16 protein-coding genes are annotated in these 22,278 nt (G+C 67.4%); 7 read left to right on the forward strand and 9 right to left on the reverse strand.

The genetic code is table 11. The features are described 5' to 3' along the window. Positions 1-10: 10 nt before the first annotated feature. From AC1D02_RS15465 to AC1D02_RS15480, 4 genes are all read left to right on the forward strand, one after another. A complete protein-coding gene (locus AC1D02_RS15465; RefSeq protein WP_477318364.1) occupies positions 11-688 on the forward strand; it encodes a phasin family protein in 678 nt (225 codons plus the stop codon). Positions 689-778: 90 nt separating this feature from the next. Continuing rightward, entirely contained in the window at positions 779-2,530 is a 1,752-nt protein-coding gene (locus AC1D02_RS15470) for an ABC transporter ATP-binding protein (RefSeq protein WP_477318366.1), read from the forward strand. Between the two features lie 16 nt (positions 2,531-2,546). Beyond that, entirely contained in the window at positions 2,547-4,304 is a 1,758-nt protein-coding gene (locus AC1D02_RS15475; RefSeq protein WP_477318368.1) for an ABC transporter ATP-binding protein, read from the forward strand. Between the two features lie 240 nt (positions 4,305-4,544). After that, positions 4,545-6,626 carry a tetratricopeptide repeat-containing diguanylate cyclase gene (locus AC1D02_RS15480; RefSeq protein WP_477318370.1) on the forward strand — a complete coding sequence of 694 codons (2,082 nt, stop codon included), beginning with the start codon at positions 4,545-4,547 and terminating at the stop codon, positions 6,624-6,626. Between the two features lie 12 nt (positions 6,627-6,638). Here the strand turns inward: AC1D02_RS15480 and AC1D02_RS15485 are convergent, their stop codons facing one another. Further along, positions 6,639-6,974, reverse strand: a complete 336-nt coding sequence (locus AC1D02_RS15485; protein ID WP_477318372.1) for a hypothetical protein — start codon at positions 6,972-6,974, stop codon at positions 6,639-6,641. A gap of 119 nt (positions 6,975-7,093) precedes the next feature. On the opposite strand from AC1D02_RS15485, the gene AC1D02_RS15490 reads away from it, so the two are divergent. Continuing rightward, a complete protein-coding gene (locus AC1D02_RS15490) occupies positions 7,094-9,310 on the forward strand; it encodes a molybdopterin oxidoreductase family protein (protein ID WP_477318374.1) in 2,217 nt (738 codons plus the stop codon). A 94-nt stretch (positions 9,311-9,404) separates the two neighbouring features. On the opposite strand, the gene AC1D02_RS15495 is transcribed toward AC1D02_RS15490, so the two are convergent. The 7 genes from AC1D02_RS15495 to AC1D02_RS15525 all read right to left on the reverse strand — a co-directional run bounded on the left by AC1D02_RS15495 (position 9,405) and on the right by AC1D02_RS15525 (position 18,141). Beyond that, the gene (locus tag AC1D02_RS15495; protein ID WP_477318376.1) at positions 9,405-10,205 is read right to left on the reverse strand and encodes a hypothetical protein; all 801 of its coding nucleotides are present in this window, start codon (positions 10,203-10,205) and stop codon (positions 9,405-9,407) included. Next, positions 10,202-13,810, reverse strand: coding sequence for a tubulin-like doman-containing protein (locus tag AC1D02_RS15500; RefSeq protein ID WP_477318378.1), 3,609 nt, complete (start codon positions 13,808-13,810; stop codon positions 10,202-10,204). Before AC1D02_RS15500 ends, AC1D02_RS15495 begins: the two co-directional genes overlap by 4 nt. A 22-nt stretch (positions 13,811-13,832) precedes the next feature. Then, entirely contained in the window at positions 13,833-14,276 is a 444-nt protein-coding gene (locus AC1D02_RS15505; protein ID WP_477318380.1) for a hypothetical protein, read from the reverse strand. A gap of 33 nt (positions 14,277-14,309) precedes the next feature. Then, positions 14,310-15,791, reverse strand: a complete 1,482-nt coding sequence (locus AC1D02_RS15510) for a hypothetical protein (RefSeq protein ID WP_477318429.1) — start codon at positions 15,789-15,791, stop codon at positions 14,310-14,312. Continuing rightward, positions 15,791-17,272: a hypothetical protein gene (locus AC1D02_RS15515; protein WP_477318382.1), complete on the reverse strand. Its 1,482-nt coding sequence runs from the start codon at positions 17,270-17,272 to the stop codon at positions 15,791-15,793. Before AC1D02_RS15515 ends, AC1D02_RS15510 begins: the two co-directional genes overlap by 1 nt. A gap of 168 nt (positions 17,273-17,440) precedes the next feature. After that, positions 17,441-17,695: a hypothetical protein gene (locus AC1D02_RS15520; protein ID WP_477318384.1), complete on the reverse strand. Its 255-nt coding sequence runs from the start codon at positions 17,693-17,695 to the stop codon at positions 17,441-17,443. Between the two features lie 11 nt (positions 17,696-17,706). Beyond that, positions 17,707-18,141 (reverse strand): DUF3828 domain-containing protein, encoded by a 435-nt coding sequence (locus AC1D02_RS15525; RefSeq protein WP_477318386.1) that lies wholly within the window; start codon positions 18,139-18,141, stop codon positions 17,707-17,709. Between the two features lie 127 nt (positions 18,142-18,268). On the opposite strand from AC1D02_RS15525, the gene AC1D02_RS15530 reads away from it, so the two are divergent. Continuing rightward, positions 18,269-19,300, forward strand: a complete 1,032-nt coding sequence (locus tag AC1D02_RS15530) for a M29 family metallopeptidase (protein WP_477318388.1) — start codon at positions 18,269-18,271, stop codon at positions 19,298-19,300. A gap of 120 nt (positions 19,301-19,420) precedes the next feature. Continuing rightward, positions 19,421-20,260 (forward strand): phytanoyl-CoA dioxygenase family protein, encoded by an 840-nt coding sequence (locus AC1D02_RS15535; protein ID WP_477318390.1) that lies wholly within the window; start codon positions 19,421-19,423, stop codon positions 20,258-20,260. Positions 20,261-20,322: 62 nt separating this feature from the next. On the opposite strand, the gene AC1D02_RS15540 is transcribed toward AC1D02_RS15535, so the two are convergent. Further along, positions 20,323-22,272, reverse strand: coding sequence for a CHASE domain-containing sensor histidine kinase (locus tag AC1D02_RS15540; protein WP_477318392.1), 1,950 nt, complete (start codon positions 22,270-22,272; stop codon positions 20,323-20,325). Positions 22,273-22,278: the final 6 nt, after the last annotated feature.

The following is a 22,278-nucleotide window of genomic DNA, read 5'->3' on the forward strand; positions in this document are numbered from 1 at the left end:
AGGAATCCAGATGGCCCTCATTCCCGCACAGTTTTCCGAAGCACGCGCACAGCAGCTCGACGCGCAGTTCAACCTGTTCCGCACCCTCACCGGCAAAGCCTTCGAAGGCGCGGAAAAGCTCATCGCCCTCAATTTCGACACCACCCGCGCCGCGCTCGAGAAGTCGACGGACCTGGTGCGCCAGGTGGCGGCGGCGAAGGATCCGCGCGACCTGATCTTCATCACCCGCCAGACCCAGTCGCAGTTCGAGAGCGTGCTCTCGTACAGTCGCCAGCTGTTCGGCATCGCCACCAGCCTGGCGGTGGTGCCGGTAGCGGCCGCTCCTGCTCCGACGACGCCTGCGCAGGCTTCGCTCACCCTGGTGGCGCTGGCTCCCGAGCCGCGCCCTGTGGTGGTGATGCCCGAGCCGGTGCTCGAATTCGGCGAGGCTCCGGTCGCCGAAGCTCCAGCCGCCGAGCCGGCGCCGATCGCAGAACCGACTCCGATCGCCAAGGCGACCGGCCAGGCGGACAGCATGCCGAAACCGAGCGCCGCATCGTTCCCGGTGCCGTCGTCGTCCAAGCCGATTGCGGTCGCGCCGGTCAAGCCGGTCGAAGCGCAGCCGCCGCATGCGCCGGTGTCCGGCACGCCGGAGATCGTGTCGAAAAAGGCCGGCGCGCCGGCGTCGAAACCGGCCCGCAAGAAGTAACGCGCCGGCGCACGCCGGAACGCCAAAGGTAGTAAATTAGCGGGCTTCGGCCCGCTTTTTTGTTGCGGGCGCATCCGGCAGGGAATGGGAATGAGTTTATCAAGGCTGATCGGCGGCTTCGTGCGCCGGCATTGGCGTGCGTACGCGTCGTCGGGGCTGATGCTGGCCGGCGTCGCCGTATGCACGGTCTGGGTGCCGCGCAAGATCGGCGCCATGATCGACGGACTCGCCGCGCACCGCCTTGGCGAGCACGATCTGTGGCTGCAGCTTGCGCAGCTGCTCGGCCTCGGCGTCGCAATTTACGTGCTGCGGGTCGGCTGGCGCCTGCGCCTGTTCGCCGCGGCCTACCAGCTCGGCGTCGACCTGCGCACGCGCTTCTATGCGCGCCTGTCGGCCCAGGGGCCGGCGTTCTACCAGAAGCAGCGCACCGGCGACCTGATGGCGCTGGCCACCAACGACATCGACGCCATCGAGATGGCGGCCGGCGAAGCGATGCTGGCTGGTTTCGACGGCAGCCTGACCCTGGTGATGGTCCTGGCGATCATGATGCTCGGCGTCGACTGGCGCCTCGCGACCATTGCCCTGCTGCCGTTCCCGCTGATGGCGCTGGCGTTCTGGCGCATCTCCAGCCATATCCACACCGCGTCGACCGACTCGCTCAAGCGCTTCGCCGCGCTCAACGACCACGTGCAGGAATCGCTGTCCGGCGTGCGCACCCTGCGCGCGCTCGGGCTGGAGCAGCGCAGCGCGAAGCAGTTCGGCGAACTGGCGGCGCGCGCATCCGACGCCAGCCTGGTCGCGCAGCAGTGGGAAGCCGCCTACGAACCGGCGGTCGGCCTGACCCTGACGGCCGCCGGCTTCCTCACCCTGGCCCTGGGCGGCTACCTGGTCTGGCACAACGAATTGACGATCGGCGCGCTGACCGCGTTCACGATGTACCTGGGCCAGCTGATCTGGCCGATGTTCGCGGCCGGCTGGGTGCTGTCGCTGATCGAGCGCGGACGCGCGGCGTGGGCGCGCCTGCAGCCGCTGCTCGATGCGCCGCTCTCGGTCGACGACCACGGCGCCGTCACCACGTTCAAGCCCGGACGCCTGGCGCTCGACGGCGTGACCTACCGCTACGCCGGGCAGGATGCGCCCGCGCTGGCGGAGGTGTCGATGTCGCTGCAGGCCGGCCAGACGCTCGGGCTGGTGGGGCCGACCGGCGCCGGCAAGTCCACGCTGCTGCGGGTGCTGCTGCGCCAGGCCACGCCGCAGCACGGCCACGTGACATGGAGCGGCCACGCGCTGGCCGACTACAAGCTGGCGACGCTGCGCTCGGCGATCAGCTGGGTGCCGCAGGAGTCGTTCCTGTTCTCGGCCTCCATCGCCGACAACATCGCGCTGGGCCGGCCGGGCGCCACCCGCGCCCAGCTCGAACATGCGGCGCACATGGCGGCGATCCACGAAGACATCCTGCGCTTCCCGCAAGGTTACGAGACCCACGTCGGCGAAAAAGGCATCACGCTGTCGGGCGGACAGCGCCAGCGCGTCGCGATCGCGCGTTCGCTGCTGGCCGAGAGCTCCCTGCTGCTGCTCGACGACGCGCTGTCGGCAGTCGACACCGGCACCGAAACGCGCATCCTCGAGCACCTGGAAGAACTGCGGCGCGAGCAGCCTGGACGCAGCGCGATCATCGCCAGCCACCGCTTGTCGGCGGTCGCCGGCGCCGACCTGATCGTGGTGCTGCGCGACGGCCGCATCGCCGAATCGGGAAGCCACGACGCCCTGCTCGCGGCGGATGGCTGGTACGCCAGCCAGTGGCGCTATCAACAACTGGAGGCCAGCCTCGATGCCGCCTGATTCGCAAGCGAAGTCCATGCACGAGCAAGGCGCCCGCGCGGTCGGCCTGCTGCGCCGCGCCGCCCATCCGGACCGCCGCCACCTGGGCTGGGCCGTGCTGTGGCTCGCGCTCGCCGCCGGCCTGGAAGTACTCGGGCCGATTCTCGGCAAGGCGCTGATCGACCAGCACCTGCTGCCGCACCACATGGACTGGCCGCGCATGGCGGCGCTCCTGGGCGGGATGCTGATCAGCGGCTGGATCGCCTCCGGCCTGCGCTACCTGCAACTGGTACGCCTGTCCGGCCTGGCGATGCGCTCGGTGCAGCGCCTGCGCGAGTGGGTCTACGGCCACGTGTTGCGGCTGCCGATGGCGTTCTTCGACCAGGCCATCACCGGGCAGCTCGTCAGCCGCGTGACCAACGACACCGAAGCGGTCAAGACACTGTACATACAGGTGCTGTTCGTGATCCTCGACAGCACCATCGTCCTGGTCGGTACGATGGCGGCGATGGCGTGGCTGGACTGGCGCCTGATGCTGATCGTGCTCGCGCTGGTGCCGGCGGTCGTGCTGATCGTCTGGCTGTACCAGCGCATGTCCGCGCCCGCCGTTACTCGCGCCCGCGCGCTGCGCAGCGACATCAACGGCCAGATGGCCGAGTCGATCGGCGGCATGAGCGTGCTGCAGGCGAACAATGCCGAGGCCCGCTTCGCCCAGCGCTTCGGCGACACCAACCATGCCCATTACAAGGCGCGGCTGGCCGAACTGCGCGCCAACGCTTTCCTGCTGCGCCCCGCGCTCGATTTCCTCAACGTGGTGCTGCTGGCGGTGGTGATCTTCAGCTTCGGCCGGCGCGAGATGAACGCGGTCGAAGTGGGCGTGCTGTACGCGTTCATCAGCTACATTGCGCGCGTGGTCGAGCCGCTGATCCAGATCACGATGCAGTTCAGCGGCTTGCAGCAGGCGGTTGTGGCGACCGCCCGCGTGGCCGCGCTGCTCGACGAGCCGGGCGCGCCGGAACACGCCGCCGGCAGGGAATCGACTCGGGAAGCGCCGGCGCACAACGTCCCGGCGATCCGCATCCGCGACCTCAATTTCGCCTACGTGCCCGGACAAACCGTGCTCCATCGGCTCAGCCTCGATATCGCCCAGGGCGCCTTCGTCGGCATCGTCGGCCACACCGGCAGCGGCAAGTCGACGCTGCTGTCGTTAATGCTGCGTTATTACAGCACGCAGGAAGGCACGATGGAGATGAACGGCCAGCCACTGGCCGGCATCGACAACGAGCGCTTCCGCGCCGATGTGGGACTGGTCCCGCAGGACCCGTTCCTGCTGGCGGCCTCCGCGCGCGAGAATATCGACATGGGACGCGGCCTGTCGCAACAGCAGATTGAAGCTGCGGCCCGGGCAGCGCACGCGCATGCCTTCATCATGGCGCTCGAACAGGGCTACGACACGTCGCTCGGCGAAGGCGGTTCGCGCCTGTCCACCGGGCAGAAGCAGCTGATCGCCATCGCGCGCGCGCTGGCCGGCCAGCCGAAGATCCTGCTGCTCGATGAGGCGACCTCGAACATCGACAGCCAGACCGAGCAAATCGTGCAGGTCGCGCTGGACGAATTGCGCGGCCGCGTGACGATTGTCGCGATCGCGCACCGGTTGTCGACGATCCGCGACGCCGACCGCATCGTCGTGCTCAATCACGGCCGCATCGCGGAATCCGGCACGCACGATGCGCTGATGCGCATCGACGGCGGTTTGTACCAGCGCCTGTACCTGCTGCAGCAGCTGTCGGTCTAGCGGCGCCGTTGATCGCCAAGCCGCCGGCGGTCGGATCGCCAATCTGCGACGGAATCCCGAAAACGCCCGACAGATGACATAACGGCAAGCGTGGCATGGGGCCAACAGGTTCGTGAAATGCGGTATCGATGTGGCATGCAATGCAGGCCAATTTTCCAAAAAACCCACACGAAAGAGATTTTCCGTTCAGCAACTACTCTATACTCGATTCACAGTCTTGCCGTCCACAAGGAAAACGAATTGGCAGGTTCACCCAGCTCATCGCAACGCCAAATCGCCGCGTTGCTGGTTTCGCTGTCGCTGGCCGTCGGCGCAGCGTTTGCGCAGCCGCGCGCCGACCTCGATCAGCGGCTCGACGAGATCCGCGAAATGAACCGCTACGTCCCCCAGCGCGGCCTGGCGATGCTGCTTAGTATCGAGCAGGAAGGGCGCGCCGCGGGCGTCGACGCCAAAGCCGAATTCCTCAACCAGCTTTGCCTCGCGCACCGCAACGTCGGACGCAAGACCGAGGCGATGGCGCTGGCCGAGGAACTGATCGCATTCGGCCGCGACCAGCACAACGAAGTGGCGCGGGCGAAGGGCCTGATGGCGAAAGCGTACGTCTTCTCGTCGATGAACGACCTGAAGCTCTCGCACCACTATGCATGGGAAGGCGAGAAGGTCGCCCACACCACCGCCGACATGTCGCTGAAGATCAGCACCACCATCACGTCGGGTAATGCGTACGCGGAAGACGGCAATTTTCCCGAGGCGCTGAACAAGCTGCAGACCGCAGCGGCGATGGCGCGCCAGTACGGCCACCCGATCCAGACCGTCATGGCCTTGAATGCGCTGGCGGTCCTGTACACCAAGATGAAGGAATACGACAAAGGCTTCGAGGCGCTTGCCGAAGCCACGCCGGCAGCGATCCAGACCGGATCGATCGGCCGCCTGGCGAGCCTGAAGGGCACCGAGTACGGTCTGGCGATCGAAACCAACCAGCCGAAGCGCGCGCTCAAGGCGCTGCTCGACGAGCTGCTGCTCGAGCGCCGGATCGGCGCCGACAAGATGGTCGCGACCACGCTGGTGAACCTGTCGGACAGCTACCTGAAAGAGCGCGATTACCTCAGGGCGGTCAGCTACGCGAACCAGGCCATCGCGGTTGCGCGGCCGATCCACTCCGACACTACCGAAGCCACGGCGCGCGTGAACATCGGCCAGGCTTACCTGGGCATGGGCCGCCTCACCGAGGGCAAGCGCAGCTTCGAAGCGGGCCTGGCGGTGTACGAAAAGGCCGGGGACAAGCCGCAGCTCCAGGAGCTGATGATGGAGTACGGCCTCGCGCTCGAGCGGGCCGGCGACATGGTGGCCGCGGTCGGCGCCTATCATCGCGAGCGCGCGCTGTCGAACGAGCTGTTCGAAACGCGGCGCCAGAAAGCCGTGCTCGAACTGCAGGGACGCTACGAGGCCGACAAGAAGGAAAAACAGATCGAGCTGCTGCGCCGCGAAAACCAGGTCAAGTCCGCCGAGATCGACAATCGCCGCCTGCAGCAGCGCGTGTGGTGGCTGCTGGCGGTGGTGTTCGCGATGGCCGCGGTCATCGTCGGCATGCTGTATCGCAAAGTGCGGCACGCGAACGCCCAGCTCGAGGTGAAGAACCTCGAGCTCAAGCAGCAAAGCTCGCGCGATCCGCTCACGTCGCTGTACAACCGGCGCCATTTCCAGGAGTTCATGCGCACGGTGGCCGTGCCGGTGGAGCAGCGCGCCACGCCGGCCGCCGGCGAGGACATCGTCGGCGCCCTGTTCCTGATCGACGTCGACCATTTCAAGCACGTCAACGACACCCATGGCCACGCCGCGGGCGACGCGGTGCTGACCATGATCTCGGATAACCTGCGCGAGATCCTGCGCGAAACCGACATGATCGTGCGCTGGGGCGGCGAAGAATTCCTGGCCTTCCTGCCGGCGGTGCCGCGCAACGGTGTCGACGATGTGGCGCGGCGCCTGCTGGAAGGGATTTCGTCGCACACCATCGACTACCAGGGCAGCCAGATATCGGTGAACGTGTCGATCGGATTCGCGCCCTTCCCGCTATCGCCGGGCAAGGATCCGCTGCCGTGGGAGCGCGCCGTCAATCTGGTCGACATGGCGCTGTACATGGCGAAGGGCCACGGCCGCAACCGGGCCTATGGCGTGCGCGGCTTCGCCAGGTTCGGCGAGACCACGATGGAACGCATCGAGCAGGACCTCGAGCAGGCCTGGCGCGCCGGCTTCGTCGACATGACCGTGGTGCTGGGCGACGCGGCGAGAGCGGCCGCGCCCGCGGATACAACCAGCGCCTAGTACGGGGCGACTTTACTTCTTCGCCGCTTCCTGAATCTTCTCGCCGGCGCGCTCGACCTTCTTGCCCACTTCCTCGGTCGCCTTTTCGAGCCCGCGGCTCGCATCGGCGGCCGCATCCGCGGTCTGCTTCTCGATGTTTTCGCGCGTCTGCGCCGCCGAATCGGCCACCTGCTTGGCCGCCGCGTTGGCGCGGTCGATCTTCTCGTGCATCTCGTTCGCGACCTTGTCGCCGGCCGCGTCCACCGCGGCGCCGGCCTTTTGCGCCGGCCCCATCGTCTCGTCCTTCCTGGTGCAGCCGGACAGTCCGGCGACCAGCGCCAGCGCCGCCAATATCGATACTGCTTTCATGATTCCTCCTGTCGGGTTTTGTTGCCTGCAAGCATACACCGCGCGGCGACATCGCGGTTGACAGTTCGCATACTCCTCACGATAATCGAACGACCGTGCGATTTCAAATGGAGCCCGCCATGCCCGAGCAAGCCAGTACAGCATATCGAATCTGTCCGTTTTGCGAAGCATGTTGCGGCCTGCGGGTCGAGCTCGAGGAGCAGCGCGTGGTGCACATCCGCGGCGACCAGGACGACGTGTTCTCGGCAGGCTACCTGTGCCCGAAGGCGATCGGCCTGAAAGAGCTGCAGGACGATCCCGACCGCCTGCGCACGCCGCTGATCAAGCGCGACGGCGTGTTCGTCGAAGCCAGCTGGGACGAAGCGTATGCCGAAATCGAACGGCGCCTGCCGCCGGTGATCGCGGCCGGCGGCGCCAACGCCGTCGCCACGGTGCTGGGCAACCCCACCGCCCACAAAATGAGCCTGCAACTGTACTTCCCGCGGCTGGCACGCGCGCTCGGCACGCGCAACCTGTTCTCCGCGTCCAGCGTCGATCAGGTCCCGAAGATGCTGTCGGTCGGGCTGATGTTCGGATCCTGGCTGACGGTGCCGGTGCCCGACATCGAGCGCAGCGACTTCCTGCTGATCCTCGGCGCCAACCCGATGGTTTCGAACGGCAGCATGTGGACCGTGCCGGACTTCCGCGGCAAGGCCAAAGCGCTGCGCGCGCGCGGCGGCAGGATCGTCGTGGTCGACCCGCGCCGCACCGAGACAGCCGGCATCGCCGACGCCCACCATTTCATCCGGCCCGGATCGGACGTGTTCTTCCTGCTCGGGATCGCGCACGCGCTGTTCGACGAGAAGCTGGTGAACCTCGGCCGCCTGGCCGGTCACGTGGCAGGGCTCGGGCAGCTCGAGCCGGCCTTCGCACCCTACTCGCCCGAGCGCGTGGCCGCCCGCTGTGCGATTCCGGCGCCGGTGATCCGCGGGCTCGCGCGCACGCTCGCGACGACCCGCCGCGCCGCAATCTATGGGCGAATCGGCACCTGCACCCAGCAATTCGGCACCCTCGCCTCCTGGCTGATCGACGTCATCAACGTGCTGACCGGCCATCTCGACGAGGAAGGCGGGGCGATGTTCCCGAAGGCCGCGGCGTTTTCGGCCAACACGCGCGGCAAGCCCGGCGCCGGCCGCGGCGTGATCACCGGCCGCTATGCCTCGCGCGTGTCCGGCGCGCCGGAGGTGGCCGGCGAACTGCCGCTCACCTGCCTGGCCGAGGAGATCGAGACGCCGGGCGCCGGCCAGGTGAAGGCCCTGATCACCATCGCCGGCAACCCCGTGCTGTCGGCGCCGAACGGGCCGCGCCTGGCCGCCGCGCTCGGCCAGCTCGACTTCATGGTGAGCCTGGACATCTACCTCAACGAGACCACGCGCCATGCGGATGTGATCCTGCCCGGGCCGGCGCCGCTGGAGGATGCCCACTATGACGTCAGCTTCACCCAGCTGTCGCACCGCAATCACGCGCGCTACAGCGCGCCGGTGCTGGCGCGCGCCGACGGCATGCCCGACGAGTGGGAAAGCATGCTGCGCATCGGCGCCATCGCGCAAGGAGTGGGCGCGCATGCCGACATCGAAGCGATCGACGACGCCGCGCTGGAAGAGGAACTGAAGCGCGCCGTGGGCGATGCGGCCGGCGCGGTCATGGCTGCGCTGGCGCCGCGGCGCGGTGTCGAAAGGATGCTGGACCTCGCGCTGCGCAGCGGTCCGTATGGCGACCAGTTCGGCCGCAAGCCGGGGGGACTGACCCTGGCCGCGATCCAGGCGGCGCCGTCGGGCATCGACCTGGGCCCGCTGGAGGCACGCATACCCGAGGTGCTGCGCACGCCATCCGGGAAGATCGAGTTGGCGCCGCGGATGCTGCTCGACGACCTGGCGCGCGCGGCCGCGCAGCTCGATGCGCCCGCCGCGGACATGGTCATCATCGGCCGGCGCCAGCTGCGCTCCAACAACAGCTGGATGCACAACCTGCCGGCACTCGCGAAGGGTGCCTTCCGCTGCACGGCGCTGGTCCATCCGACGGATGCGGCGCGCCTGGGATTGACCGACGGCGCGATGGCCGCAATCGCCAACGGCGCGCGCCGCATCGAGGCGCAGGTCGAGGTCAGCGATGAGATGATGCCGGGCGTGGTCAGCCTTCCGCACGGCTGGGGCCACGACCAGCCCGGCGTGCGCATGGGCGTCGCCGCCGAACGGCCGGGCGCCAACCTGAACGCGCTGCTCGACGAAAACCTGCGCGATCCGCTGTCGGGCAACGCGGTGCTTTCGGGCATACCGGTGCAAATCGCGCCACTGTAAAAATGACACACGCCGCGGACCAAGGTCCGGGGTCAGGTCCGCCGGACCTGACCCCGGGTTTGCCGGCGCCGCGTGAACTTGCCCTTGACGCCAATTACTGGCATTGGTCGCCGATCCAGTTACGCCCGCTGGCCAGGCAGCGCTGGAAGTCCATCTGCAGCCGGTCCGCCCGCGCCTTCAAGGCAATGCAGTCGCGGTTGCCCGCATCGACCATCGCCGTGCACACCTCCATCTTGTCCGACGCCGCCTTGTAGTCGCCGCGGTCGAGCGCCTCGCGCGCATCGGCGATGAGGTTGCGCGCCGACTGCGCCTGCTGGGTAGGCGGCGGCCGGACCGGCTTCGGCGCCGCGCGCGCACGTCCGCGTTTGGCGGTGCATGCGGCGTCGGCGTCGTTCAATGCCGCCTGCACGCGCAGCAGCTGTGCCGGCGTCGCCCCATTCTCCTGCAGCGCAATCAGCTCCGACTGCGCTTGCGCCGGCTTGCAGTCCGTCGCCAGCGCAATCGCCTTCTCGATGCGCGCATCGAAGTTCTTCGTGTCGGGCCGCTGCACGATCCATATCAGCCACAGCGCGCCGAGCGCGAGCAGCCACCATCGCAAGCGCACCGGCTCCCGCTGCGGGGGCGCCGCGGGCACGGCGGCGCGCACCGAAGGCGGAGGCGCAGCGACCATCGGTGGCGGCGCCGGGACAGGCGCCGCCGGCGCCGGATAGGCCAGCGGCGGCTCGGACTTTGCGATCGACACCGCCGGACGCGGCGCCGGCTCCCCGGCTGGCGGCAGCCCGGTATCCTGGCTGGTTCCGCAGTACGGACAAAAGTTCACCCTGCGCGGCATCGGGCGCTTGCAGCCGCTGCTCACGCAGCGGTAAATCACCTCGTTTTGCAGGTCGATGTTCACGTCGGATCGGGTATGTCGTCGTCGGGATCGGGGATGGCGTCGGCGAACAGCGGCGCCAGCTCCGGCATGTGGCCGGCGTACTGCCATTTGTCGGCCTTCGGATTCCACTGCATGTTCCACACCCTGGTGTCGCGCGTGACTTCGCCGCGCGCGATGCGCCGCGCGAGGTCGTCCACCGCGTAGGGTCCCTGCTGCGCCCCGCCAAGGAATAGCTTGTAGCGCGCGCCGGCCGGCGCCGCGGGCGCCGCGCCAGCTTCAAGCACCTCGCCGGCGCGCTCGTCGCTTGCCAGCACGTCGGCACGGATCACGCGCTTGTCGGCCTCGCGCTCCACTTCCCAGTGATAAGCGTCGCTGGCCGAATCCGGCACCGGCTCGGTCCACTGCGCCAGGCTCGCCATCGCGGCATCGACCCGCGCGCCGCTCGCCGCCGGATTCAAGGCCGTCGCGCGCCGCAGCCACTGGTCGTACAGCCGTCGCGCGGTGATGTTCGGCAGCGACGGCGACGGCAGCTGGGCGCCGGTCTCGTCGATCTCCAGCTTGGGCTCGTACACGCGCTGCTGGTAATGCCGCATCAGGGCAGCGAGCAGGATGAACTGGTTCGGCCCCATACCGGCCAGCTTGCGCTGCACCGCGGCGATTACCTGCTCGCGGTAGTAAGGCGGCAAGCCGTTCGAGCGGATCGCGAACTCGTTGCCGATCTGGAGCCATTCGCCGGAACCGGGTTCGACTTCGAACAGGTATTGGCCGCGCGGCTGAAACGAGGCCTCACGGTCCGCCAGGTCGGGCTTGCGCTTGATGACGCCGAGCGCGTTCGCCTGCAGGAACCATTCGTAGTCGTCGGCCAGCCGATTGAGTTCGTCCATCGACGGCGAAATCGGATGGCGGAAGCGGGTCGAGTCGAAGTGCAGGTGGGTCGGGATCTTCGGGTTCTCGATCTGGTACGAGGTGCGCCAGGTCGGCAGGCCGCGCAGCACCGTCATCGGGTAGCCGGACAGCTCGATGTAGCACACCGCCTTGCCGGAGATACCTGTGTTGACGATGTTGACCAGGTCGCCGTGGAAGGAACCGGTCGGCACGGCCGCGCGGATCTCTGCCTCCATGCGGCGCCATGCGTTGACGTCGCCGACGCCGATGAAGCACTTGAACTGGTCGGCGCGCGGCGTGAATTCGGCCGAAAAGCGCGCATTAATCCACGGCATGGCGCTGCGCAGCCACTCGCCGAAGATGCGCGCGCGTTCCTGCGGCGACATCGCCGACAGCCGTTCGAGCAGCGGGTCGGACGGCGCCTCGCCCGCGGCCAGTTCCACCGAGAGCTGGGTTTGCGCGCGCCGGAACAGCTTGAGCAGCAGGCTGGCGCGCATGCGGTCGTCGCCCAGTTGCGGGAACAAACGCGCGGAACCTCCGAATTCGAGCAGCACCTCTTCGCTCCACTCGCGGATATCGCCGGTCAGCTTGGCCGGCTCCGGCACCAGGTCGCTGGCCAGCTTGATGTAGGTCGCGTGCTCCTGCTGCGCGTCGGCGCGCAACTGGCCGATGCGCTGGTCCACCGCGCCCAGCATGGCCTGCACGCTGCGCCGGCCCTCCTGGAATTCGCCGGCGATGCCGCTCCAGCGCGGCTGCCCGTGTTCATCGAGCGACTGCGGGTCGCCCAGCCAGGCCGACATCCCGCGCATCACTTCGACCGACTGGCCGGCCGCCACCGCGAGCAGGTGGAAGCGCAGGTAGTCGGCGATGTCGCGCTTCAGGTGCGCCATCACTTCGCGCGCCTGGGCGTCCTTGCCGAACAGTTTGGACGCGGCCTGCGACAGGTGGTTGAGAGATTCCTCGACCTGGCGGGTGCGCAGCGCGTCGCGGATGTCGCGATAGCGCTTGCCGTTGCGCTCCGCGTTAGTCAGGTCGCGCTGGTGCAGGCGCCCTTTCACCTGTTCCAGCAGCGACAGCACGAATTCGAGGCCGCCCTGCTTGCGGTCGTCCAGCAGCGCATACAACTGGGTGCGGGCGCGGCCTTTCAGGCGGTCCATCAGTTCGGTGGTGTGGCGCTTGATGCGGTCTTCGCTGGTTTCGGCGGTGGCGCCGGCTTCGCGGATCGCATCGCGCTCCAGCTGCGGCAGCAGCTCCGCCACCTTCTCGCGCCACACCTTCAGGTCGTACGCCGCCATGATGCGGTCGATTTCGATCTGCACCTTGCTTTCGACCCGCTCGAGCAGCGAGCGCCCGTCCTTGTCCATCAGCAGCTGGTCGGTCAACGCGTATTCCTGGAACGGCGTGACGTCGGCCGTGCCCTTCCTGAAGTCGGGGAATTCGTCGAAGGCGCGCTCGCGCATCGCCATGTGGTCGCGCATGAAGATGTCGCGCTCCTGGTCGCCGGCCCGCCGCGCGGCGCCGCCGTCGGTGCCGGCCAGGCCAAAGAAGGCCTTCACCATCAGCGCCGACAGTTCGTAGGCGCGGATGTCGTCGCGCAGGCTTTGCTGGGTGTCGAGCACCGCCTGGCCGAAAGCGGAGTACACCTTCGAGTACGACAGGCGCATGTCGCCGAAGCGCTGCTCCGGCACGCGCGGGTTGAACGGCCCGAGCTTGTGCTGCTGCTGGTTGACCGCGATCGAACGCTTGCGGTTGGCGAAATCGGCCGACGCGAAGTCCTCGAACAGCGTGTCCGCCACCATCTGGTAGACGTCCTTGATGTCCTGCGTGGCCTTGTTGGCGAGGTTGGCGGTGTCGACGAAATACACGTCGTCGAATGGCGCACCCTTGCCGACCACGCTGTCCGGGTCCATCCACTTCACTCGCGCGTTCATGTCACGCATGGTGGTTTCCAGCTCCATCAGGGTGGCGTAGGCGTTCGCCTCCGTGCGCTCCTTGTTGGCCTTGGCGAAGCCGGACGGCATGAACATCACCAGGTCGACCTGGTTGTCCGACACTTCCTGGCGCGCGATCGCTTTCGAGATCCAGCCAAGGTCGATCGCGGCGCCGGCGCCGGTGCCGCCCGCGCACGAGGCGATGACGACGATGCGGAACTTGGAGGTGTCGACCTGCAGGCCCAGGCGCTGGTAGGTTTCCTTGCGCTCGTTGCCGGCATTGCTGCTCAAGAAATTCAGCGCGCCCTTGATGCGGCCGCGCAGCTTCGGGTATTTGTCGAACAGGTACAGACGCGCCAGCGCGCGGATCTGGCCGGCGCCTTTCGATGGGTCGATGCCGAGCGAACGCAGTTTCTTGGGCCGCAGCGGCATCCAGCTTTCGATCAGCGGGAAGCGCGCCAGGCTGTCGTCGGACTCGTGGTACTGCGGCAGGTCGAGCGGCTCGACCAGGCGCTCTTCGTCGGACAGCTTGACCAGCTCGTACCAGGGATCGGTGCGCAGCGATTTGCCCTCGTCGATGATGGCGTGGTTGTCGAGGTCGAAATGGAGGAAGCGCGCGACCGGGAAGTCGGCGATCGATTCCACGCGGGTCGGGTGATGGCGGTTCCAGACGGCCGACAGGATGCGGCGGCGGATCCGCATCATCACTTCCATGCCGGTGCCGCCGGCGCCGATGAACAGGGTCGGGCGCAGGTCCACCTTCAGTTCGGCCTTCTTGTCGGCGCTTGCGATGTTGGGAAATTCAGCCATGGCGTTCTTTCAGTGAGGTGGATCAGCGGCGGCCGATGAACAGCGTCGCGACCAGCGCGATCAGGCCGACTGCCACCAGCGGTCCGGTGACCGCGAAGGTGAGGAATTTGCTGGCGTTGACGATCGCCAGCACCGCCGCGGCGGAGAGGAAGCACAGGCCGACGAACATCAGCCAGCCGGCGCTGCCGGCGGACGATGGCGCCACGCGCCGCACCACCATGTGATGCACGTAGGCGTTGCGGACGAAGAAGAAGATCACGAGCAGGATCAGGAAGGCGGTGCCGCCGATCGCCAGGTCGCGCGTCGAGGTGTCGGTGGCGACTGGCGCGGCGGCGGGCTGCACCTCAAGCGGCGCGCCGCCCGGCTTCGGCGGCGCGTCGGCCGGTGGCGCGCTGGCGGCGTCTGCGGGAAGCTTGAAGCCGGGATCGGCGGCGGGCGCGGATGCTGGGGACTGGTCGTTTTGCATGTCGTTTGCTTCCTTCGGGTTCTGCGGAAAAAATCAGCGGCCAAGCCGGACCTGCGCACCTTCGCGCAGGTCGATCAGCTGCTGGCCGAACAGGGTGGTCTTGAGTTGCGCGACCTTGTTGCCCGCCTTGTCGAAAATCGGCTGCGTCACCCCGGCGCGCGTGTGGACGGTGCGCAGTTCGTCTTCGACCGTGAGGTAAGTGCGGCGCGGCCGGCCGTAGGCCAGCGCGGCGGCGCCCAGCGCGCTCACAAGTGCCAGCCCGGCGCCGATCAGCGCGGCCAGCGGCGCGATGCCGTAGTGGACCCGCACCTCGATCGGCAGCACCGCGGTCGATCCGTGGATGCGCGCCGGCGGCGTGAAGATTTCGGGCAGAGGGTCGCCGGGGAACAGGGATTCCATGCGCTGGCGGAAGGCCTGCGACAGTTCGAGCCGCTGATCGGCCAGGGTGAGTTCGATCCGGCCCGGCATGACGTAGGCCGATCCGGCCGAACCGATCGCCTGCGCCGACCACTTCGACGGCAGTTGCGCCACCGGCAGCTGCATCACCGACGACAGCGGTTCGGTCTTGCCCGGCGCGAGCGACGTCACCTTGTCACTGGCCAGCGCGATCGGCCGGTCCTGCGCTGCCAGCACGGAGCGGGCGCCGATGCGGGCGCTGGCGATGGTGTACGGGTACATGGTGTTTTCCAGGTTCCAGACTATTTTCGCGGCCGGCGTGCGCGCATCCGATTCGACATCGGCGCGCAGCATGCCGCCCGGTCCCATGGAAAACGCCACGCCGGGCGCATCGGAAACGCGGCGCGGCACCAGCCGCACGGTATCGCGATCGAGCGGCTTCAGTCGCGCCGGCGGCTCGGTGATGACGCCGGCGATACGGCCCGACGCCAGCAGGCGATCCAGGTCGCGCGCGCCCTCTTCTCCTATCGCGAAGACATATACCATTAGACCGTTGGCGCTGTAGTGCGTTCCCTTGACCGGCATCTTTAGCGGAAAGGCCAGCGCCTTGCTGATGGCGCCGCCCGCGTGGATCAATTCGTAGAATTCGCGGTTCCGGCGCGCGGTGGCCTGATCGTTGTTCGGGCTGTTGCGGTTGTTCGTGAACAGCCACACCAGTCCAGGCTTGCCGGCCAGCGCGGTGTTCACGGCGGCATTCACCGCTTCTCCCAGGTCGGTGTCGGCCAGTACGGTGCTTCCCGGCTTTTGCGCAGTCTGCAGGCTGGCCAGGGCGCCGCGGACGTCAGCGCGCGTCGATGAACCGGCCTTCGACGACAGCAGCGCCTTCGGCGACGGGGCGCCGGGCAGGCTTTGATTGAAGGCGGCCAGCACCAGCAGGTCGCCAGGCCGCGACACCGCCGACGCAAGCTCGGTCACGAGCGGCTTGTACTGCGAAGCGGGGTCGGTGTAGAACGGCTCCATCCAGCCCGAGTTCTGGACCAGGAACACATGGGAGGTGGCGAACGCGGGGCCGGTGCACAGCAGCGCAGACAAAGCGATGGCTTTTGCGAAGCGGCGCATCACGACAGGTCTTCCAGGCGCCAGCCGCGGATCTGGTTCCAGTCCGGATGGTGCAGCCACAGGCTCTCCGCATACACGAACGGCACGCATTCGAGCGGGCGCGAAAGGCGCACGATCTCGTCGAGGATGACGTTGCGGCGGCCGATCCATTCCACCGTGGTGCGCGGGATGGTGCGGCCGGCCAGCGCTTCTTCGGCGCGGCCGGTGTATTTGTGAAAGCGCAGCACAAGGCCGCTCGGCTGGCTGCGGTTGTTGTTGAAGCCGCGCAGCAGCGGCAGCACCAGCGAATCGTCTTCGTGCAGGTCCTCGACATTCTCGACGTCCCACGGTTCGGCGATGACTTCGTGGCCGCGGCGGAACAGGAAGTTGGCGAAGCCGAGGCGCGCGCCGCTGATCGGCTCGAACTGCGGGTTCTCCTTGCCCAACTCGATGAAGCAGTACTCCTGTCCGGCGTGGCCGATGTGCCACAGGCGGCCGTCGCGGCTTTGCGTAGGGCCGCCGAATTCGAGGCGCGGCGAGAAGCCCTGCGGCCACGGCAGCCATTGCGGCGGCGCGCCCGGCTGCCAAGTCAGCTGGCCCATCTCGTGCAGCCAGAGCAGGCGGCCGTCGTAGGCGATCGGGCGCATCCAGCCGTTTGCCGGTGCGCCGGGGCAGTCGTAAAGTTCGACCTGAGAGCAGTCGGCCAGCGCGCTCCACATCCGGGTGCCGCCGGCGCTGTTGAACAGGCAGGCGACGTGGCGGCGCACGGCGCCGGGCGCGCTGGCGATGGCGGCGTCGAACACCGAATCGGCGCGACAGGTTTCGCTGACGGGATTGATCCACAGGCGGCACAGGCCACTGTCGGTCGGCACCAGCGCGACTTCACCGCGGCGCGGGGTGGTCGCCGGCAGCCAGCCGTAAGCGGAGCGGGTGAAGGACAGGTCGGCGCTGTGATCTTCCGGCGTCATCACGTGCCACAGCTGCGCCAGCGGATCCCAGTACTGCAGCACGTTGCGGGCCGGCGCCAGCGCGAGCAGGCGCTGCTCCGGAAAGCCGTAGCTGCCGGCGGCGAAAACGCATTGCGCGTTGGGCGGCGCCGGCATGCTGGCGTCAGCGCGGCCGATGGCCGGCGCCGCGGGGCGTTCCTCGAGGGCGTCGCCCAGCGCCAGCGAAGTCACCGGCAAGCCATGCGGCACGTGGCGCGGCAAGAACTGGTCGGACCATGGGCCCCACCAGTCGGACGCCGCTTTGACGCGGCCGGCGAGCTTGTTCAGCGGGCGGCCGCAGGTCGGGCAGAACGCGAAGCCTTCGGGATAGATCGGCGCACAGCTGCATGCTTGCGGCAGCGAGGCGCCGAGCAGGTGGGCGACGTCGCGCAGCCGCGCACGGGCCTGGCCTTGCCAGTCGATGCGCGACAGCCCTTCGCTCGCGGCCAGTTCGAACTGGCCGCTTGCCTCGTCTTCCAGCCAGACGCTTGCTGGCGTTTCCCACCGATATGCCATTCCGCCCGCCGATATATGCATGTTGAACGCGGCCCTTTCGCATGTTGCCAAGGGTGCTTTTTGYGTTCAAATCATAGCGTAACTGGCTGATGCGGGAAGTTTGATTGGAGGGTATCGCGTGGCGCGCTTTCAGGGCGCGGCACGCGGGATATGCATGTGGGCAGCGCCCTACTTCCCGCGCTTCTGTGCGGCGGCGAATTGGGCGGCGATGGCGTCCACGCTCCTGGTGCGCGGGGCGCGCCGGCGGTCGCGCTTTCCACCGGGCTCGATCAGGGCCGTCAGCAGTGCGCTGTCCGGCCCGGCGGTGGGAATGAAATGGGCGATCGTGCTGCCCCTAAAGGTGATCGACACGGGATTGCCCGCGACGAGGAATTCCTCGAAATTGGCCTGGAAATCTTCGATGCCCACTTTGAACGCTTCCATCGGTTTCTCCTTTATACGAGGCGCACCATGCTGATCTTCCAGGCGCCGCTGCTACGGGTCAGCGTCAACGCCAGGATGCGCCTGGTCTCGGCGGTGGCGCCGAGGATGACGACCACGCTGGCCAGGTTGCCTTGAACGACGGGCCGCACCGCGCGAATGTCGGTGGTCCAGTCCTCCATGTAGTCCTGCGCCTGGATGAAGTAGTCCGCGCGCAGTCCCTTGCGCTGCGTGCGCCGCTTCAGGTCCTTCACCAGGCCCTGGTCGACGAATGCTTCCATCTGCAGGGTGGAGTGGCGCAGCGGATCGTCGTCGATCGCCAGCGCGTGCATGTACCAGCGGTAGAACTGCAGCGCCGCCTGCTCCGGAGCCTGCGACTGCGCGAAGGCGGCCGAACCGAGCATCATCAGCAGGGACATCACGATCGCACGCATCGTCCTCGTGTTCATGGCTCCTCCAACAGTCTGTGCATTTCCAGCAACCAACTTTGCATCAACATCGGCGAATTGCTTTGATCCAGCGCAAGCGGCCGGCCATCTACGTATAATTGCAGGCTCCATCCGAATCCCCTGCCCCATGACTGCCACCGACGACCTCCCCGCCCACGACATCGACACCGCCGCCGCGCACCTGCGCGATGTGCTGGCGCAGGTGGTCGGGCACGGGCCGGCGCATGCCGCGCTGGTGGTGTACGACGAGCGCACCGGCCTGTCGCGCGCGCTCGCCGAGGGATACCGGCGCAACCTGCCCGACGCCGTTTTCGTCGATTTCGACAAGGTCGCGCCGGACGAAGTGCTGGCCGCATTCCGGCGCCTGGCGCCGTCCGACCTGGTGGTGCTGGTCCAGTCGACTAACTTCCGGCTCGAGGCGTTCCGCATCCGCGTCGAGCTGTTCAAGCTCGGTCTGAAGGTGATCGAGCATGTGCACCTGTCGCGCATGCCGGGCGCGCAGGGGGCGCACTACATCGAGTCGCTGGCCTACGACCCGGCGTACTACCGCGGCGTGGGGCGCGCGCTGAAGGAGCGCATCGACAGCGCTTCGTCGGCGAAGGTCGACAGCGGCGGCGAACTGCTGGTGTTCGATTCGAAGCTGGAGCCTGCCAAGCTCAATATCGGCGATTACAGCGGCATGAACAACGTCGGCGGGCAGTTCCCGATCGGCGAAGTGTTCACCGAGGCGCAGGACCTGGAAGCGGTGAACGGGCGCGTGCGCGTGCACGTGTTCGGCGACACCTCCTACCTGGTGAACCGGCCGGAGACGCCGATCATGCTGATCGTCGAACGGGGCCGCGTCGTCGGCGCCGAGAACGCGACGCCGGAATTCGAGCGCGTTCTCGAGATCATTCGCGCCGACGAAGGCGAAGTGTGGCTGCGCGAGCTCGGTTTCGGCATGAACCGGGCATTCACCCGCGAGCGGCGCGTCAACGACATCGGCACCTACGAGCGCATGTGCGGCATCCACCTGTCGCTGGGCGCCAAGCACGGCGTGTACCCGAAGCCCGGCTTCAAGCGCAAGGATGCGCGTTACCACGTCGACGTGTTTGCGGTGACCGAGGCGGTGTATCTCGACGACCAGCGCGTCTACAGCGACGGCGCCTGGACGCTGTAGCCCGGCGCTTCCGCCAGCATTCCAGGCCCCGATTCTGGCAGCCTGTCGCATTGCCGCGAGCCTGACGCGTGGCCCGTGCGCCGCGCTACAATTGTCGCGATAACCTCCACAGGACGCATCATGCTCACCCCTGAACAGCGCGATCGATACAAGAACGAAGGCTTCCTCGTGCTTCCCGGTTTCAAAAGCGCGGAAGAGATCGCGGCCATTCGTGAGCGCGCCGCGCAGATCGTCGACGCGTTCGACCCGGGTCAGGGCAGCTCTATCTTTACGACGCAGAACCAGGCCACCTCCACCGACGCTTATTTCCTCGGCTCGGACAACACGATCCGCTGCTTTTTCGAGGAAGATGCGTTCGACGCGCAGGGGCGCCTGAAGCAGGACAAGTCACTCTCCATCAACAAGATCGGCCATGCGCTGCACGATCACGATCCGGTGTTCGAGCGCTTTTCGCGCGACCCGAAGCTGGCTGCCGTGGCGCGCGATCTTGGCCTGGTGGATGCGCTGGTCTGGCAGTCCATGTACATCTTCAAACAGCCTGGCATTGGCGGCGAAGTGCGCTGGCATCAGGATGCGACCTTCTTCGAGACCACGCCGATCAGCGTGACGACGTTCTGGTTTGCGCTGGAAGACGCCACCATCGACAACGGTTGCCTCTGGGTCGAGCCGGGCGGGCATCGGGGGCCGATGCGCGAACGCTTCGTGCGCAATGGCGACGAGGTCAGGATGGAAAAGCTGGACTCGACGCCGTGGCCGGATGACAGCGTGGCGGTCCCGCTGGAAGCGACGGCGGGCAGCCTGGTGTGCTTCCACGGGCTGCTGCCGCATTACAGCGCGCCCAACCGCTCGCCGGTGTCGCGCCATGCGTACACCCTTCACGCGACTGATGGCCGCACGGCCTATTCGCCACAGAACTGGATTCAGCGCGACGCGGCATTTCCTGCGCGCGGCTTCGACTGATTCACCCGACTGGGTGCGTCACCTTTTGGTGTGTCACGCGCGCCGCGGCCCAAGGGCTGGGGTCAGGTCCGCAGGACCAGACCCCGGTCGGCATCCGCCACGGCTTGATTCGGGGCGTTTTTCGGCAGCATGATGGTGATGCTGGTGCCGTTGCCCGGCGTCGATGCGATCACGATGGTCCCGCCCAGCATGCCGGTGACGACGTTGTAGACAATGTTCATGCCCAGCCCCGACCCGCCCTGCCCCAGCTTGGTGGTGAAGAAGGGATCGAACACCTGGTGCAGCGTCTTCTCGCTCATGCCGATGCCGTCGTCGCTGAAGTTGAGCACCACCTGGCCCTGGTCGATCTCGCGCGCGCTGATCGCGATCCGCGGCGCCACCCGGTCGCCGAACGCATGCAGCAGCGCGTTGTTGATCAGGTTCGACAGCACTTGCCCCAGCCCGCCCGGATACGAATCGAGCACCACATTCGGCGGCACGTCGACGTCGATCCGGCAGTTGGTGCGGCGCAGCTGCGCGGCGAACGTGGCGACCGTATCGTGCACCACTTCGCCCAGCTCGAAGCGGCGCCGCTGGTCGCTGGTCTGGTCCACCGACACCTGCTTGAACGAGGTGATCAGATCGGCCGCGCGGCTCAGCGAACTGGCCATGATGCCGCAGGCCTGGCGCGTATCGGCCAGGTGCGCCTCCAGCGCCGAACGCTTGATGCCGCCCTCGGCATACTTTTTCTCGAACTCGTTGACCATGTCCGCCAGCGCGGTGGCCGTCAGCAGGCTGTTGCCGATCGGCGTGTTGAGCTCGTGCGCGATGCCGGCCACCAGCGCCCCCAGCGACGCCAGTTTCTCCGACGTGATCAGGCTGGCCTGCGCCTGCTTCAGCGTTCCCAATACCTGCGACAGGTCGCCGTGCGCCATTTCCAGGCTGGCCTTTTGCGCCTCCAGTTCGGCCACACTGGCTCGCTGCTCGACCAGCGCGGCGCGCAGCTTCTGCGTCAGCGTGCGGCCGCGGCGCGACGCCGCCATCAAGGCGCCGATCAGGAGGCTGATCACGAAACCGGCGCCGGCGATCAGGAACAGCGGCGTGACGTCGCGGCTGTAGCGGCTGCCTTCCAGCGCGCTGAAACGGGCAATCCAGCGGCGCTGGGCGACGTTGATCTGGACCTGGCGCTTGCGCTTGTCCAGCGTGCGCCCGCCGGGAGGCAGGCTGTCGAACAGGATGTTGTCTTCGCCGGCGGCCAGCGGCTGCTGCGAATTGGCGTCGCCCGCATCGACGATCTGCAATGCGATGTGGCGCAGCAGCGCCGGGTCGACCATCTCGTGGATCAGGTCATCGACCCGGAACACGATCGCCACCACGCCGATGAAGGCGGCGCGACGCTGTTCCACCGTATCGAGCGGCATGTTCTGGCGATAGATCGGCGCGCGCGCGACAAATCCAGGATGGCGCGCCGCATCCTGCACAAGCAGCGTGCGCCCGGTCGCGACGATCTGGCCGCTGTCGCGCGCTTCCCGCACCGCCGCCAGTTGCGACGGCAGGCTGGCGAGGTCGAGGCCGAAGGCGTTTTCATTGCCCTTCATCGGCTCATTGAATTCGATGACGAAATGCTCGGGGCTTTCGATCGCCGGATGGATGGCGAAATTCGGCGCGCCGGCCTGCTTGCGCACGTCGGCGATGAAACTGTCGATGTCGTGATCCGGCACCGCGCGCACGAACTGGATCGCTCGGAAGCCCGGATAGCGTTCGGTCAGGCGCAGCTGGTGGACGAAGCGCGCGAACTGATCGCGGTCGACTTCACCCGTAACCGCGAACATGCCCTTGAGGCTGAGCAGCATGTCGAAGTAGGTTCGCAGCCGCACCGAAGTGTCGGTCGCGACCTTGTCGGTATCGCGCGCGAAATCACGCCGGATCTGGGCGTCCTGCGCATCGGCCACCATGAAGCAGATCCAGAAAGTGAGGCAGATGCCGATGGCGAACGCAAAGTAGCCGTTGGCTCGGATCGGATCGCGTCGCATGGGCCT

The sequence above is a fragment of the Massilia sp. P1_C10 genome (genome assembly GCF_056406475.1).